Raw genomic sequence first — 15,429 nt, 5'->3', positions numbered from 1 at the left:
GGCAGATAAACTCCGGGACATTTCAATGGTTGTGCCCTCCATGTCGCTGCGCCTTGCCACCTTCAACGTCGAGAACCTGCTGTCGCGGTTCGATTTCACCGGTTTTCGCAACGAGGCCAGGCAGGACCGGGTGCTCAGACTGTTCAACATCCGCTCCGAGGACGAGTTCAAGCGGCTCGAGGCGGCGCGTTCGGTCGCGCTGACCGACGACGCGCGCCAGCAGACGGCGCTCGCCGTCGCCGACGCCGATGCCGACATCCTCTGCCTGCAAGAGGTCGACAATATGGAGTCGCTGCAGGCCTTCGAATACGGCTATCTGTTCCGGATGGTCGACAACGGCTATCGCCAGCGCTACCTGCTGGAGGGCAACGACAGCCGCGGCATCGACGTGGCCGTGCTGATGCGCGAGGAAACCCGCGACGGCCAGAAGATCGAGTGCGTCGACATCCGCAGCCATGCGACCGTCACCTACCGCAATTTCGGCCTCTATGTCCCCGAACTGGCGCCACTTGACCCGGATGACCGCATCTTCAAGCGCGACTGCCTCGAACTGGACCTGAGAATCGGCGGCCGGCCCCTGACCCTCTTCGTCGTGCACTTCAAGTCGATGGGGCCGGGCCGCGACGGCCTGGACGGGCGTTCCTCAACGATGCCGGTGCGCGTGGCAGAGGCCAAGGCCGTGCGGCGCATCATCGAGAACCGGTTCGGCGCCGGTGACACGGACCGAAAGCATTTCGCCATCTGCGGCGACATGAACGATTACCAGGAGCGACTGGTGGTGGAGGGCGACCGGCGCAACGGCTACAGCTTCCGCCGGGTGGCGGAGGATTTCAGTTCGATCGACGCGCTTACCGATGACGGCTTCGTCGAGAACCCGATGCTGCTCCGGCCCGAGGACGACCGCTGGACGCTGTTTCACAGCATGGGGCCGGGCGACCGGCACCTGTGCCAGCTGGATTATATCCTGTTGTCGCCGGCCCTGGCGCGGCGCAACCGGACCCGGGTCCCCGAGATCATCCGCGCCGGCCAGCCGTTCCGCACGATCTTTCCCCCGGGCCAGACGGTGGAACGCTATCCCCGCATCGGCTGGGACCGGCCCAAGGCCTCGGACCACTGCCCGGTCGTGATGACGCTGGACGTCTGATGGCCGCTTCTCCGCCCCCGCTGCACCCGTGGTCGCCGGAGGGCGTGCCGTTCGCGGTCGACCGGATCGACATCCGGGTGTCGGCGGATCCGCATCCCTTCTACCTTGCCGAGCGCTCTGCCATCGCGGAGAACTGGCTGGCCGAGAGCGCCGCCAATCCGCGCCTCTACGACGGCGAAATGCTGCTGCAGAGCGACGTCAGCATCGCGGACGGCACGATCCGTGCAACGGCGCATCGCGTGCCGTTCTCGACCCTGCTTCTGTGGCGCCGGCGGCGGCCGGCCGCCCCTGGCTATCACCTGTTCGGGCTTCCGCTCGTCGTGTCTGCGGATGGGGCCGTGATCGCGATCAGGATGGCCCCGCACACGGCCAATCCCGGCAAGGTCTACTGCGCGGCGGGCTCGCTCGACGGTGGCGACATCCGGGACGACCGCTGCGACATCGACGCGAACATGGCGCGCGAGGTGGCGGAGGAGACGGGGCTCGACCTCGGCGAGGCGCAGGCCGGGGCCGGCTATCATGCCGTCCAGATCGACCGGGTGCTGACCATCTTCCGGTCGTTCCGGTTTCCGGGCTCGGCCGACGAACTGCTGGCGCGGGCCAGGCGACACATGCGCGGCCAGGCCGAACCGGAGATCGACGACGCTGTCGCGATCTGGGACAGCGATCCGCACCGCCACGCCTATGCGCCGTTCATGCCGCCGGTGCTGCGCTGGTTCTTCGATCGGGGGGCGCCGTGATTTGCGCTTGCCGGGGGCGATGGCGTCGTGCAGTTTGCGGACGCAATGATTGATCAGGGAGCATGCCGTGTCGCGCCGATACGCCGTCTATGACGTCTTCACCGACCGCAGGCTCGCCGGCAATCCCCTTGCCGTCGTGTTCGACGCCGACGGGCTGGACGATGCCGAGATGCAGGCGATCGCCGGCGAGTTCAACCTGTCCGAGACGGTGTTCGTGCGCCGCGCGCACAATCCGGCCCACACGGCCAGCCTGCGCATCTTCACGCCTGCTGCCGAGTTGCCCTTTGCCGGCCACCCCACGGTGGGCGCGGCCGTGGCGATCGCCGAAACGCTGAACGGCGGCAGCGCCCGTCCGCTCGATCTCGTCAGCGTGCTGGAAGAGCAGGTCGGTCCGGTGCGCTGCGCGGTGAAGCTGCCGGCAAGCGGGGCCGCATTCGCCGAGTTCGACCTGCCGCGGAAGTCGGCGCGGCTGGACGCGGCGCTCGATCGCCAGGCCATTGCCGATGCACTCGGCCTGAAGACGAGCCAGATCGGTTTCGAGAACCACGTGCCATCGTTGTGGAGTGCCGGCGTCGCCTTCGTGATGGTCCCGGTCCACGACCTCATTGCAGCGTCCGCTGCCGAGTTCGATCCCGCGGTATGGCAGCGCTGCGTTCCCTTCGCCGAGGGACGGCTGGCATCGGCCTATCTCTACTGCCGCAACGGTGTGAACCATCTGGCGCGCTTCCACGCCCGCATGTTCTCGGCGGACATGGGGATCGCCGAGGATCCGGCCACGGGCTCGGCGGTGGCGGCGCTTTCGGGCGCGATCCAGCACTTCGACCAGCTTGTCGACGGCCATCACCCGATCCTGATCGAGCAGGGCGTGGAGATGGGCCGGCCGTCGCTGATCCACCTGCACCTCGACGTCGTCTCGGGGCAGATCGCCGGCGCGCGCATCGGCGGCCAGGCCATCCGCCTCGCCGCGGGCACGCTGGAACTCTGACCGGACCGGAGCACGGCTCTCCCTGGCACGGCAAGGTCCGATGCCTCGCCTTTGTTTGGCTGCCAATCCAACGGCTTACCCGACGCCCCGACGGCGCGGCCCGCGATGACGGCCGCGTCGATGAAGCTCGTCCGGATCGCCGGAAAAAAATCGTGCCGATCGCAAGAAATTTTCGAAGAGTGGCTAGACAAGCCCGGTCGCGGCCAGTATACGCCCCTCCAGACCGCAGCGACGCGGTCCTGGACGGGTGATTAGCTCAGTTGGTAGAGCAGCTGACTCTTAATCAGCGGGTCCACGGTTCGAGCCCGTGATCACCCACCAAATCTTTCAAAGACTTAGTTGTATAGTCTGGACGGCAGGCCGGCGATCCGTTCGCGCCACGTGATCAAAGTGATGTGCGTCAGCGCTACGCCGGTCACGGACGCGAGATCGACGCCGACCGCCTCCGGTCGATGGACAAACCGTCCGGCCCGCGGGAAGGCGGGGTGCTCCTTCCCCGAGGCCACTGTCGATCGGTATCGTCCGGCCGCCGCTGCAGGCTACGATCGCGTTTAGCGCCCAGTCGAAGGCGTCCTTGGACAGCGATTGCGCCAAACCTTGGTATGACTATTTTTCCCCGTACCCGCCGCCTACCATCCGTAACATCATCAAGCGATGAACAGGAGATGCGAAGTCTCGCGCAGGGGGCGCAATTTGAACCAGTTTCGCGCGATCCCTTTGAACGGTCGCGGTTTTGCGGCCCTTCCTGCTGCACCCGACCGCGCGGCCCCGCGTTTGCGCTAGGATCGTTCCATGACACCCCGTCGCAAGAGTGCAGTCACTCGGGCCAGTACAGCGGAAGAACTCGTGGCTTGGTTGATCGGTCCGGCGCGCCTATCCGGAGACGCGAATACCGTGATCTCCGGCTTCGCACAGCGGTTGACGGCGATGGGCGTACCCTTGCACCGGTTGCGTATCGCCATGCGCGTTGACAATCCACTCGTGACGGCCTGGGGCGTCATCTGGGTTCCGGAATCGGCGGCAGAGACTTTCACCATCAGCCATGCCCTCCTCGACACACGAACCTATGTCGGCAGCCCGGCGCAGCATGTGATCGAGACCGGCACCTGGTTTCGACGGCGGCTTAACCTGCTTGGGCCCGAGGAGCACTCCGTCCTACACGAGCTGACGCGAGCGGGCTTTACTGACTATGCGGCGGTACCGGTCGCCTTCGGCAACGGGATCATCCAGGCGGCGATGTTTGCCACTCGCGACGGCGATGGATTTGCCGAGAACCACCTTACTCTGCTTCAGAGCCTGTCCGTTCCGCTCTCCGCCGCACTTGAACCCGTCGCCATGCGCCGCTCTACCGCAAGCTTGCTGGCCACCTTTCTTGGCGACGGTCCTGCCGCGCGCGTGCAAGCAGGTGAGATCCACCGCGGTGACTTCGTCGAAACCGAAGCGGCAATTCTTCTTACTGACTTGCGCGGGTTCACGCCTCTCTCGCTCACGTCGTCACCCTCGCAACTCCTTGCGATCCTGGGACATTATTTTGAGGCGGTGGTGGACGCGGTGCGGGCAGAGGGAGGCGACGTTCTCAAATTTATGGGTGACGGCGCCTTGGCGATTTTCCAGTCGGCAGAGGGCGGCCGAACTGCTGCCTGTGTCGCGGCTGCGCGCGCCGTGTCGCGGGCGATCGCGGCTGCCCGCCGCGAGAACCTGCCTGCTTTCACTGCTGCCCTGCATTTTGGCCCGGTGATGTATGGAAACATTGGAAGCCCCACCCGACTGGACTTTACGGTGGTAGGACCGGCGGTGAACACAGTCGGCCGTCTGGAAGGGATCGCCAAGGCGACCGGCGAGACCGTGATTTGCTCCGCGATCGTCGCCTCTGTTCTGCCCGCCACCTTCAGCAGAAGCATGGGGCGTTTCGAGCTCAAGGGCTTGGCTGGGGAGCACGATGTCTTCGCCATGAATGTTGATGAGGTCAGCCAGGCATGAGCAACAAGGCTGTGCCACTGTCGCAAATCCAGAGCCTTTCTGATCATCACCAAGAACGGCGATCGCCCAGACACTCCGCCGCCGCTGGCTGCTGTGGCGCAATGTGGTTTGCACTGTTGCGGGTGGTGGCGGCAACCATGCGAGGGCGGGAGGCGCGATCGGCGGGGGCTGCTTCCGTTTGGGCTTGCCAAAGTCGCTCCGGCACCGCATCAGATTATGATCGCCAACCAGAGACCAAGGAATATTGTTTTGTCGGACGAACCAATCGTAAGGGACAGCAACGGCACCCAACTGGGCGATGGCGACTCGGTCACCCTGATCAAGGACCTCAAGGTCAAGGGAACCTCCGAGACGATCAAGCGCGGCACGCTCGTGAAGAACATCCGCCTCAACGGCAACCCGGGCGAGATCGAGTGCAACACCAAGCAGGTAAAGGGCCTGGTGCTAAAGACCGAGTTTGTGAAGAAAGCCTAGCTCCGGGAGCGCATCGATGGCCAGGAAACCGAAGAACGAGCATTCCGAACTCTCCGGCGAATTTACCGATGACGGCGTTACGGTCCTCGTCGACATCTTCAGGCCGGCCGACAGCAACAACGACTGGCGCATGGAGGTCGTGACGCAGGAGGACGACCTCATCGAGTGGGAGGAACCGTTCGCGACCGACCGTGAGGCGTTCGACGAATTTCTGGCGACCGTGGCACGCTACGGCATCCGATCATTCCTGGAAGACGAGCCGTCGGTGCATTGATGCAGATCTTCAAGCTGGCCGATCGCCGAAGGGCGCAGGCCGGGCAGGGGCGGGCGGTCAGCCGAGCAGCTCGCGCAGCCGCAGTGCAAGCTCCCGGGTGGTATAGGGTTTCTGCAGCCAGCCGCCTGCACCGTCGTCTTCCCCGCTGGCGCTGCCTGGCGTGGCATAGCCGGAAGTCAGCAATACCTTCACGCCCGGCCGCATAGCGCGAACGTGGTGCGCCAGCTCCGCGCCGGTCATCCCGCCCGGCATGATCATGTCGGCGAACACGAGCGCGATTTCAGGGTGGTCGGCGAGCAGTTCCAGGGCCGACGCGCCGGCGTCGGCCTCGATCACGTCGTAGCCGGCGTCGAGCAGCCGCAGCACCGCGATACGGCGCACCCGCGCGTCGTCCTCGACCACCAGGATCGTCCCGCGGCCCCTCGGAATGGCGGTCGACGGCGCATCCTCGGCCGGGCGCGCCTCATCGTCCTCGTCCGGCTGCGTCGCCGGCAGGAACAGGCGCACGCTGGTGCCCCGGCCGGGCTCGCTGTGCAGCTGGATGTGCCCGCCGGACTGGCGGACGAAGCCATAGACCATGCTGAGGCCGAGACCGGACCCAATGCCCTTTGTCGTGAAGAACGGTTCGAAGGCGCGCCGCCTGACCTCCTCGGACATGCCGATACCGGTGTCGGTGATCGCCACGAGCACGTAGCGCCCCATCCTGACCTCGGGGTACGCCAAGGCATAGTCCCGGTCCAGCGTCGTCGTCGAGATCTCGACCGCCAGCCGGCCTCCGGCCGGCATCGCGTCGCGTGCGTTCAGCGCCAGGTTCAAGAGCGTGTTCTGGAGCTGGGAGGCGTCCACGCGGGCGAAGTTGGCGCTGCCGCGGACCGTGGTGGCGAGTTCCACCGTCTCGCCGAGCGTCCGGGTCAGTAGGTTGGAGAAGTTGGCGACGAGTTCGCCGATGTCGACCAGCTTCGGCTGGAGCGACTGCCGGCGACCGAAGGCGAGCAGTTGCGCCGTCAGCTTCGCGCCGTCGTCGGCGGCCGCCCGCGCCTCCTGCAGCAATTCGGTCAATGTCTCGTCCTCGATGCGGGCGGCGAGCATCTCGAGGTTGCCGGCGATGACGGTCAACAGGTTGTTGAAGTCGTGGGCCAGCCCCCCGGTCAGTTGTCCGATCGCTTCCATCTTCTGCGCCTGCCGCAGCTCTTCCTCGATGCGCTGGCGGCTCGTCAGATCGCGGATGAAGCCGGTGAAGATGCGCTTGCCGGCGGAGGCGGCTTCGCCGACCGAAAGCTCCATGGGAAAGGTCGTCCCGTCCTTGCGCTGACCGGTGACGACGCGGCCGATGCCGATAATCCGGCGCTCGCCGGTGCGCAGATAGTTGCCGATGTAGCGGTCATGCGCCTCGCGGTCCGGCGACGGCATCAGCATCTTGACGTTCTGCCCGCGCACCTCCTCCTCGGCATAGCCGAACAGCCGCTCGGCGGCTGAGCTGAAGGAGGCAATCGCTCCCTTCTCGTCGATCACCACCATCGCCTCGGGAACGGTGTCGAGGATCGACCGCAGGTGCGCCTCGCGCGCCGCCAGGTCGGCCTGGGCGTCCTTGAGGCTGGTGATGTCACTGTCGGTCCGCATGATCATGACGCGCCGCCGTCCCTGCGAGCCGCGGCGTATCCACTGGCTCGTCACGTGCACATGGTGGCCGTTCCTGTGCTTGTGCGTCAACTCGCCGGTCCATGCGCCGTGCGATTCCAGCCGGCCGTGAATGCTGCGGATCGATTCGGGGAACGCCGTCACAAGCAGGTCGTGGACGATCTTGCCCTCGGCCTCGGCGCGCGGCCAGCCGTAGAGCGCCTCGCAGCCCTTGCTCCAGTGATAGATCGTGCCGTCGCTGCCGTGAACGATCAGGTTGGTGCCGTCGAGGGAGCGGACGATTTCCTCAAGGCGCTTTCCCATCACACCTGACTCGCAAGTCTCCGGGCCGGCGCCGGCGAGTGCCGATAGCCGGGCGTCGCCGGCGACCGTCGCCGGACAATGCCGTCGCCCCGCGCCAATGCGCGAAGCGCCTCCGGACGCAGGACCTCGATCGAGCGCCGACCGGGCGGGGAAATGATGCCGGCGCTCGCCAGCCTTGTGATCGTGCGCGACACCGTCTCGATGGTCATGCCGAGATAGTCGGCAATGTCGAGCCGGCTCATCGGCAGGTCGACCACCCGGGGGACGGCGCCGCTGCCGGCCATCAGCTGCAGAAACGCGGCGATCCTTTCATCGGCGCTTCGGCGGGAAACGAGCACCGTCTGGTCCTGGGCGGCGGACATCTCGTCGCACAACCGGGAAAACAACTGCTCGCGCAGCCGCGGCTGCCGGGCCAGCTCGTCATCGAAACGGCAACGCAGGACGCGCCGCACGGTAACGGTCGTCAGGGCCTCGACGGTATAGATGTAGCGCTCCTTCAACGATACGCCGAGCAGGTCGCCGGCACGCAGGAAGCCGACAATGACGCGCCGGCCGTCGGCCAGCAGGCGCAGGGCACGAACCATGCCGCCCGCGACGAGAAACACATGCTTGGCCTCGTCTCCTTCCCAGAAGATGGCCTGGTCCGCGGCGAATGCTTCCGTTGGCTGCTGGCTGAAGACCGAGGCGAAGTCGTTGGCGGGCAATTTCAACGCATGCGCCGGTCTTGTCGGTTGCTGGCCAACAGCTCGAAGCTTCATCGTCCTTCCTCCACCAGATCAGGGAAGAAGTTGACCGTCGGCGCGTGATCCCGGGACGACGTGCGTGTAAGAATTGGTGCTATATTGTGACGGTTTGTAACGGCGGCCATCGCTCGGCCGCGCTTGAGGTTGGGATGACCAGGCAGAACGCGCCCGAGCACATTCTCGTTGTCGACGACGATCCCCGGATACGGCAGATGCTGGCGCGCTATTTCGAAGGCGAGGGATATACCGTCAGCGTGGCGGGTGACGGCGAGGAAATGCGCAGGAGCCTGCATGCCAACCCCGCCGACATCATTCTGCTCGACCTGGTCCTGCCGCGCGAGGACGGCCTGGCGCTTGTCCGCGACCTGAGAAGCCGTTCGGACATTCCGATCCTGATGCTGACCGGCCGCAGCGACGTGGTCGACCGCGTCGTCGGCCTGGAAATGGGCGCCGACGACTACATCGCCAAGCCTTTCCACCTGCGCGAGGTGCTGGCGCGCGTCAGGACCGCGCTCAGGCGACGCCGGTCGGCGGAGGTGTCGCACCATGACGAGGCGGTGACGGAGGCCTACCGCTTCGACGGGCTGTGCCTGGACGTGGCCCGTCGCCAGTTGTCCTCGCCCGGCGGCGGTGAAATCGGGCTGACGACCGGCGAGTTCGACATGCTGTGCGTGCTTGTCCGGCATGCGGGCCGGGTCCTGCCGCGCGAGGTGCTGATGGACCTGACGCGGGGCCGCAATCTGGAGGCCTACGACCGGGCGATCGACGCCCAGATCGCCCGGCTGCGACGCAAGATCGAGCCGGATCCGAGCCACCCGAGCCTCATCAAGTCGGTTCGCGGCGTCGGCTACGTCTTCAGTGCAAGGGTGTCGCGGCAGGAGGGCTCGTCTTGCCTGGATGGCTGAAGCCGCGACGGTAAGGCGCCCGCTATCCGACCGGGATGAGCAGTGCCTGCTCGCCCCCCTGCGGAGCGCCGGGCCAGCCGGCCGGCACCGAGCCGGCGATCCGGACGAGGCGGCAATGCCTGCCGCGCGCCATCGCCATCGCGTAGCCAAGCAGGGCGTTGCGTGTACCGGCGGCGTTGGCGGTGCTGATGACGATGAACACGGGGACGTCGAGCACGCGGCCGAAGCGTCTGCTGTGCCGCACGCGCACGACGGCAAGGCCCGCGACATAGCCGTGCGGCGTTTCGACGGTCACGATGTCTTCGGCCGGGTGGCGGTTGACGGCGTTCGAACAGTATTTTCGCCACCGGGTCAGGCCGATATCGCAACCTACGGCCTCGACCAGGCGGTATGCTCGATCAACCTGGCCGCTAGCGATCGGGCCGACGATATATCCGGACGTCATCATGGCCCCTCCAGCCGAGCCCGGTTGATGGGGGTCCATTTCGCGCCGGCTGGCCGCGCTTGTCTTTGATGCCCATCAAGGAGCATTCTCCGATCGCGCATCGAGGGCAGGCCGGCTTTGACGCGCGTCAATGCGACGGCTTGCGATGGCGGCTGAAATTGCGCCCAGTACGCGGCAAGCGCCGATCGATTTGGCGCCGAGGAAAGGCAAAGCCGTACGTGTGCCGGCGTTGCGGTCGAGCGCCCCCGGGCGATGGTCGACCATCCGGCAGTCGGGCGCTGCTTTGCCGTGGTATCAGCGGGTGGACAGGCCATGGAATGGAACGTCAAGCTTGGAACCGTTGCCGGAACCGCCGTCCGCGTGCACATGACGTTCGTGCTGCTGCTCGTGTGGATCTGGTTCATGTACTACCGGATCGGCGGTGCGCCGGCAGCGTGGGAGGGCATCGCCTTCATTGTCAGCGTGTTCGCATGCGTGGTGCTGCACGAGTTCGGGCACATCACCGTCGCGCGCCGGTTCGGCATCAGGACGCCCGACATCATCCTGCTGCCGATCGGCGGCGTGGCACGGCTCGAACGCAATCCGGACAAGCCGATGGAGGAACTGCTGATCGCCGTTGCGGGCCCTATGGTCAACGTGGCGATCGCGGCGGTGCTGATCGTGGCGATCGGCGGCACCGTCGGCCTGGACCAGCTCACCAACCCGCAGGATCCCGGCCTCGGCTTCCTGGTCAGGTTGGCCAGCGTCAACATCGTCCTCGTCGTGTTCAACATGATCCCGGCCTTTCCGATGGATGGCGGCCGCGTGCTGCGGGCGTTGCTGGCGATGCGCTGGCCCTGGGCGCATGCGACCCGGATCGCGGCCACAATCGGGCAGGGATTCGCACTGGCGATGGGGGTGGCCGGGCTGTTTTACAACCCGCTGCTGATCCTCATCGCCGTGTTCGTCTTCCTCGCGGCGCAGGCGGAGGCGCAGAACAGCGAACTCGGGGCGATCTCCAACCAGGTCGCTGTCGGTGACGTCATGGTGACCCGGTTCGCGGTGCTCGAGCCTTCTGCGAACATCGGCAAGGCCGTCGAGCTTCTGCTGGCGACGAGCCAGAACGAATTCCCGGTCGTCGGTCGCGACGGCGAGTTCGAGGGGCTGTTGACACGCCATGGCATCATCGCCGCGCTGAAGGAGGGCGGGCAGGGCACGTCGGTGCGCAGCGCGATGCGTGTCGACATCCCCCTGATCGCAAGGGACACCCCGATCGATGCCAGTCTGCGCGTGATGCAGGCGGCAAACTCCCCCGCCGCCGCGGTGATCGATCGCGACCGGCGGCTGGTCGGGCTGATGAACCACGAAACGATCGGCGAGCTGCTGATGCTGCGGGGCGCAGTGGAGGACTTTCGTTTCGACACCTTGCGCCGGCCGAAGGCAGGCTCGCGCGGTTGAGGCCCGGTCGCCTGGTCCGGCCTAGCGTTCGCTGATCGCCACGCCGTCGGCAATGCGGTCGCTTGGATAGAGTACGACCTTGTCGCCGATCTCCAGCCCGTCTTTGATCTCCACCGAGAGGTTGTTGCGTTGGCCGACGACCACCGGGCGAAGCCTCGCCCGCATCCCGTCCGCCACGAATACGGCCCAGTCGTCGCCTTGCCGGAACAGGGCGCCGAGCGGCAGGCGCAGGACCTCGCCCTCGAACAGGATGACCCGAACGTCGACGCGGTAGCCGTGGCCGAGCGGCTGCCAGTCCGCCGGCGGTCCGGCAAAGTCCAGGATCACGTCGACGCGCTGCTCCTCGATCCCGAGCGCCGAGACCTTGGTCTGGCCGAACGGCTCGACCCGCCGCACCGTCGCCTCGAGATCGCCGCCACCCCAGCCGGTAACGATCGCCTGCTGACCGGGTCTGACCTTGACGGCATCTTCCGACAGCAGGTTGACGACGATCTCGAGGTCGGACGGGTCGCCGATGTCGAGCAGGGGCGTGCCCGTCTCGACCACGCCCTGGCTGCGCCGCATGACCCGCAGGACCACGCCGCTGACCGGCGCCGTCAGCGGTTCGCACTCGCACGGCCCGTCGAGGGTCTGCATCTCGCGCCGCGACAGCAGACGCGAACTCGCCTGGGTCAGCTCATGTTGCCGCACGTTCAGCGCCGCCTCGGCGGTCGCAAGATTGGCCTCGGCGACGTTGTAGGCGCGGTCGGCGTCGTCCATCGCGCGCTGCGAAATCGTGTTGCGGGCGATAAGCGTGCGGGCGCGCGCCCGTTCGGCCTCGGCGAAGGTCAGGTCGGCCCTGGCCTTGTTGAGTTCGGCCGCGGCGAGATTGTAGGCTGCGCGGGCCGCCTCGACGGCGGCCTGTTGCTCGGCCTCAGAGCGGGCATCCAGAAATGCCGGCGGCGCTGGCTCGATCTGCGCAAGTTGCGTCTTGCCGGCCTCGACGACATCGCCGGCATTGGCGGTGATGCGCTGCAACTGGCCGCGGACCGGCGCATAGAGCGTGTAGACGTCGCGCACCCGCGTTTCGCCCTCCTCGTCGATCGTCACGCGCAAGAGACCGGTCGTGGCGGCAGCGAGGTCGACCGGCACCGGTTGCGGCCGCAACGCGTAGACGATGCCGGCCACTAGCAGCACCAACAAAACGCCCCAGAACGTCAGCCTGCGTCTTGCCACCTGCACGCGCTACTCCCTCGTCTTCAGAACCGCCACCAGATCCAGCCGGTCGAGCCTCCGGCGCACGATCGCGGCGCAACCGATGGCGGCAGCGAGCACGATCAGCGCGGCCTTGCCATAGGTTGCATCACGCAGCACCAGAGGTACACGGTAAAGTTCCGTCTCGAACGCGTTCGTCATGTACCAGGCGAGGCCGAAGCCAATGACGGCACCCAGCGGGATGGCGACCCAGGTGAGAAGGCCAACTTCGCCCAAAAGGATGTAGGAGATTTCCCAGCGGCTGAAGCCGAGGACGCGCAGGGTCGCAAGTTCGCGCGCGCGCTCGGACAGGGCGATGCGGATCGAGTTGTAGGTCACGCCGAAGGCGAGCGTCATCGAGAAGGCGACAAAAAAGCCGATGAAGATCAGGATCGTTTCCCCCAGCGTCTGGTGGAAGGTGTCGATGGCGGCGCGCCGGAACAGGATGGCGGCGACGTCGGGGACATCCTTCAACTGCCTCAGAAGCCGCGCGCGGCTCGGGTCGTCGACCAGGATGTGCAGGCCGCTGACGACGTGGCCGTCGCCGGCCATCCGGTTGAGGGCCGCCATGTTCATGTAGGCGGGCTTGCCGACATAGGTCTCGAAGATCTGGACGACCGGCACCGCCTGCCGCCGCTGCAGTCCCTCCAGGAACTCGACGTCAACGGTGTCGCCCGTCGTGACGCCGAGGATCTCGGCCAGCTTGCGCGAGAGCACCAGACCGTCGGGCGGTATTTCGAGGCGCCCCCGCTCGGCATCGAAGACGGGACTGAGGATGGTGTCGGGCGGGATGCCGATGATGCCCTGGCGCTCGACGATGTGGCCGTGGCCGAGGCGTGCCGCGACGTTGCGGTACGGCTCGGCGGACAGCACGCCGGGCAGGCGCTGGAACTCGGCGATGACCTTGACGGGTTGCAAGTCGCTGAAGGCAATGGTCGCGTCCTGATGCTGTCCGCGCTCGAACACGCTCTCGGCCAGCGAGTCGATGGCATCGACCCACTGCAGCGCCATGATCAGCACGGCCACAGACATGGCCAGTCCCAGGCTGGCGAGAAAGGCCCGAACGGGCCAGCGGAAAATGCGCCGCAGGATCATGCGCGTCGGCTCGTCCAGCGCGCCGGCCAGTGCGGTGCGCGAGGCCCAGGTGCGGCGGTAGAGCGGCGGGGCTGGAGGAAGCATCGCTTCCGCCGGGGGCAGCCGCACCGCCCGGCGCACCGCCGCCAGGCTGCCGGCCAGGGCGGCGGCCAGGCTGACGATGCCGGCGATGACGAACCCGGCCGGGCCGGGTCGATAGAGCAGGAACGGGAAGCGATAGAACTGGGTGTAGAGCTCGGTGTTCCAGTGCCCGAGCCAGGCCCCCGCGAGTGAGCCGATGACGATGCCGAGTGCACCGATGACGAGCACCATCTTGGCGTAGTGCCAGCCGATCGCGACGTTGCCGTAGCCGAACGCCTTCAACAGCCCGATCTCGCGACGCTCCGTCTCGATCAGCCGGGCCAGCACCATGTTCGTCAGGAAGGCGGCGACGGCGAGAAAGATCGTCGGCATCACCCGGGACATGTTCTTCTGCTGCTCGATCTCGCTTTCCAGGAACCAGTTGGAGGTCTGGTCGGCGCGGCCATAGGCGCCAACGCCGCCGTAGGGGGCGAGCATGCCGTCGAGACGTCGGATCGCGTCATTGCCGTCGGCGCCGGGCAGCAGGCTGAGGGTCACGCTGTTGAAGGAACCCTGCAGATCGAAGGCCGCCGCCAGCGCATCGCGCCCCATCCACAGGATGCCGAAACGTTCGTCGTCCGGCATCAGCCCGCCCGGGGCAATGGCATAGACAAACTCCGGACTGAGCGCCGTGCCGACGACCTGCAGCGTGCGCTTGCGGCCGCGCAGCACGGCCACGAAGCTGTCGCCGGGCCTCAGCCGGTGCGCCTCGGCGAAGGGTTCGCTCACCACCACCTCGTCCGGCCGGCTCGGATCGGGCAGGCGCCCGGAGCGGACGACCAGCGTGTTCATCAGCTGCGGTCCGCTGTCCGGCAGCGAGATCACCTGGGCAACCACCGGTTCGGTAAAGAAGGCCATGTCGAGGATGGCGCCCTGCACGATGCGCGTCTCGACCAGACGCACACCCGGGATCCGGGCGATGTCGCGGCCGAGCGAGTCCGGCGCGCGCTTGGCCCGGGCGAAGACATCGGCAAAGCGTGTCCGCTCGTAGTAGGCCGCGGTCGTCTGCTGGAGCGATTCCATCGTCGTCAGGGCCATCACCATCAGCGCGGTGCCGGAGGCGATTACCAGCGCGATCGCGAGGACCTGGGCCTTCACCCGCCACAACTGGCGAAGCAGCTTGCGGTCGAGGCTGCTCACGGCACTCACCACTGCAACTCGGCGGGCTGGCGTTGAACGGCGTTGCGCCGTATCTCGACGATGCGGCCGTCGCCGAAATAGAGCACCCGGTCGGCAATCCCGGCAATGACGGCGTTGTGGGTGATGAGAGCGGTGGTCGTCTTCAGGCTGCGGTTGATCGCCACGATCGCGTCGAGCACGAGGATGCCGGTCTTGCTGTCGAGCGCGCCGGTCGGCTCGTCGCACAACAAAAGGTCCGGCCGCTTGGCGATCGCGCGGGCGATTGCGACCCTTTGCTGCTCACCGCCCGACAGCTGGGCGGGGAAGTGGTCGATGCGGTCGCCGAGGCCGACGATCGACAGCGCTTCGGCCGGCGGCATCGGGTCCCTGGCGATCTCGGTGACAAGGGCGACGTTCTCGCGCGCGGTCAGGCTGGGAATGAGATTGTAGAACTGGAAGACAAAGCCGACATGATTGCGCCGGTAGAGGTTGAGCGCGCGCTCGCTGTCCATTGCCAGTTCCCGGCCGCGAAACAGGACCTCGCCGCTCGTTGGCGTGTCCAGCCCGCCGAGAATGTTGAGCAGGGTCGACTTGCCGCTGCCGGACGGTCCCAGCAGCACCACCAGCTCGCCCTCGTTGAGGTCGACGTCGACACCGCGGAGCGCGTGCACCTCGACCGCTCCCATGCGGTAGGTCTTGGTGAGCGCACGCGCCTCAAGGGCTGTCGCCGATGACTTCCGCTCCACCGGTTGCTCCTCGGTTCGGGCCATACAACGCCTGTCACGTTCCGAACG

14 protein-coding genes and 1 tRNA gene are annotated in these 15,429 nt (G+C 66.7%); 9 read left to right on the top strand and 6 right to left on the bottom strand.

Features of this window, described 5'->3' with window-relative positions; all coding sequences use genetic code 11:
* Nucleotides 1–40 precede the first annotated feature (40 nt).
* From ACXAGF_RS11745 to ACXAGF_RS11715, 7 genes are all read left to right on the top strand, one after another.
* Complete coding sequence (locus ACXAGF_RS11745) at nucleotides 41–1,144, top strand: endonuclease/exonuclease/phosphatase family protein (RefSeq protein ID WP_475019271.1); 1,104 nt, start codon at nucleotides 41–43, stop codon at nucleotides 1,142–1,144.
* Complete coding sequence (locus ACXAGF_RS11740; RefSeq protein WP_475017209.1) at nucleotides 1,144–1,884, top strand: NUDIX hydrolase; 741 nt, start codon at nucleotides 1,144–1,146, stop codon at nucleotides 1,882–1,884. Before ACXAGF_RS11745 ends, ACXAGF_RS11740 begins: the two co-directional genes overlap by 1 nt.
* 67 nt (nucleotides 1,885–1,951) lie before the next feature.
* Entirely contained in the window at nucleotides 1,952–2,869 is a 918-nt protein-coding gene (locus tag ACXAGF_RS11735; RefSeq protein WP_475017207.1) for a PhzF family phenazine biosynthesis protein, read from the top strand.
* 245 nt (nucleotides 2,870–3,114) lie between these two features.
* Nucleotides 3,115–3,190, top strand: a tRNA-Lys gene (locus ACXAGF_RS11730).
* 525 nt (nucleotides 3,191–3,715) lie between these two features.
* The gene (locus ACXAGF_RS11725; RefSeq protein ID WP_475017205.1) at nucleotides 3,716–4,849 is read left to right on the top strand and encodes an adenylate/guanylate cyclase domain-containing protein; all 1,134 of its coding nucleotides are present in this window, start codon (nucleotides 3,716–3,718) and stop codon (nucleotides 4,847–4,849) included.
* Between the two features lie 249 nt (nucleotides 4,850–5,098).
* Complete coding sequence (locus ACXAGF_RS11720) at nucleotides 5,099–5,323, top strand: alkylphosphonate utilization protein (RefSeq protein ID WP_475017203.1); 225 nt, start codon at nucleotides 5,099–5,101, stop codon at nucleotides 5,321–5,323.
* 16 nt (nucleotides 5,324–5,339) lie between these two features.
* The gene (locus tag ACXAGF_RS11715; protein WP_475017202.1) at nucleotides 5,340–5,597 is read left to right on the top strand and encodes a hypothetical protein; all 258 of its coding nucleotides are present in this window, start codon (nucleotides 5,340–5,342) and stop codon (nucleotides 5,595–5,597) included.
* A 57-nt stretch (nucleotides 5,598–5,654) separates the two neighbouring features.
* On the opposite strand, the gene ACXAGF_RS11710 is transcribed toward ACXAGF_RS11715, so the two are convergent.
* Both ACXAGF_RS11710 and ACXAGF_RS11705 read right to left on the bottom strand, forming a co-directional pair.
* Nucleotides 5,655–7,538 carry a hybrid sensor histidine kinase/response regulator gene (locus ACXAGF_RS11710; RefSeq protein WP_475017200.1) on the bottom strand — a complete coding sequence of 628 codons (1,884 nt, stop codon included), beginning with the start codon at nucleotides 7,536–7,538 and terminating at the stop codon, nucleotides 5,655–5,657.
* Nucleotides 7,538–8,296, bottom strand: coding sequence for a helix-turn-helix domain-containing protein (locus ACXAGF_RS11705; RefSeq protein WP_475017197.1), 759 nt, complete (start codon nucleotides 8,294–8,296; stop codon nucleotides 7,538–7,540). Before ACXAGF_RS11705 ends, ACXAGF_RS11710 begins: the two co-directional genes overlap by 1 nt.
* Before the next feature lie 134 nt (nucleotides 8,297–8,430).
* Between ACXAGF_RS11705 and ACXAGF_RS11700 the strand changes: the two genes are divergently transcribed.
* The gene (locus tag ACXAGF_RS11700; protein ID WP_475017195.1) at nucleotides 8,431–9,186 is read left to right on the top strand and encodes a response regulator; all 756 of its coding nucleotides are present in this window, start codon (nucleotides 8,431–8,433) and stop codon (nucleotides 9,184–9,186) included.
* Nucleotides 9,187–9,208: 22 nt separating this feature from the next.
* On the opposite strand, the gene ACXAGF_RS11695 is transcribed toward ACXAGF_RS11700, so the two are convergent.
* Nucleotides 9,209–9,634, bottom strand: a complete 426-nt coding sequence (locus ACXAGF_RS11695) for a hypothetical protein (protein WP_475017194.1) — start codon at nucleotides 9,632–9,634, stop codon at nucleotides 9,209–9,211.
* A gap of 309 nt (nucleotides 9,635–9,943) precedes the next feature.
* Here ACXAGF_RS11695 and ACXAGF_RS11690 point away from each other — a divergent pair, with 309 nt between their 5' ends.
* A complete protein-coding gene (locus ACXAGF_RS11690; protein ID WP_475017192.1) occupies nucleotides 9,944–11,068 on the top strand; it encodes a site-2 protease family protein in 1,125 nt (374 codons plus the stop codon).
* Nucleotides 11,069–11,089: 21 nt separating this feature from the next.
* On the opposite strand, the gene ACXAGF_RS11685 is transcribed toward ACXAGF_RS11690, so the two are convergent.
* The 3 genes from ACXAGF_RS11685 to ACXAGF_RS11675 are packed head-to-tail and all read right to left on the bottom strand — an operon-like array spanning nucleotide 11,090 to nucleotide 15,381.
* A complete protein-coding gene (locus ACXAGF_RS11685) occupies nucleotides 11,090–12,289 on the bottom strand; it encodes an efflux RND transporter periplasmic adaptor subunit (RefSeq protein ID WP_475017191.1) in 1,200 nt (399 codons plus the stop codon).
* Nucleotides 12,290–12,292: 3 nt separating this feature from the next.
* Entirely contained in the window at nucleotides 12,293–14,656 is a 2,364-nt protein-coding gene (locus tag ACXAGF_RS11680; protein WP_475017190.1) for an ABC transporter permease, read from the bottom strand.
* Nucleotides 14,657–14,661: 5 nt separating this feature from the next.
* On the bottom strand, nucleotides 14,662–15,381 hold the full coding sequence (locus tag ACXAGF_RS11675; RefSeq protein WP_475017189.1) for an ABC transporter ATP-binding protein: 720 nt from the start codon (nucleotides 15,379–15,381) through the stop codon (nucleotides 14,662–14,664).
* Nucleotides 15,382–15,429: the final 48 nt, after the last annotated feature.

The organism is Mycoplana sp. ABR4_002, from assembly GCF_056159645.1.
This window is presented reverse-complemented; position numbering and strand designations above follow the sequence as displayed.

What these genes read in the sequence shown, in the direction of transcription:
- ACXAGF_RS11745 (WP_475019271.1), top strand. Translation starts at nt 41, where the DNA reads ATGTCGCTGCGCCTTGCCACCTTCAACGTCGAGAACCTGCTGTCGCGG.
- ACXAGF_RS11740 (WP_475017209.1), top strand. Translation starts at nt 1,144, where the DNA reads ATGGCCGCTTCTCCGCCCCCGCTGCACCCGTGGTCGCCGGAGGGCGTG.
- ACXAGF_RS11715 (WP_475017202.1), top strand. Translation starts at nt 5,340, where the DNA reads ATGGCCAGGAAACCGAAGAACGAGCATTCCGAACTCTCCGGCGAATTT.
- ACXAGF_RS11710 (WP_475017200.1), bottom strand. Translation starts at nt 7,538, where the DNA reads ATGGGAAAGCGCCTTGAGGAAATCGTCCGCTCCCTCGACGGCACCAAC.
- ACXAGF_RS11705 (WP_475017197.1), bottom strand. Translation starts at nt 8,296, where the DNA reads ATGAAGCTTCGAGCTGTTGGCCAGCAACCGACAAGACCGGCGCATGCG.
- ACXAGF_RS11700 (WP_475017195.1), top strand. Translation starts at nt 8,431, where the DNA reads ATGACCAGGCAGAACGCGCCCGAGCACATTCTCGTTGTCGACGACGAT.
- ACXAGF_RS11695 (WP_475017194.1), bottom strand. Translation starts at nt 9,634, where the DNA reads ATGATGACGTCCGGATATATCGTCGGCCCGATCGCTAGCGGCCAGGTT.
- ACXAGF_RS11690 (WP_475017192.1), top strand. Translation starts at nt 9,944, where the DNA reads ATGGAATGGAACGTCAAGCTTGGAACCGTTGCCGGAACCGCCGTCCGC.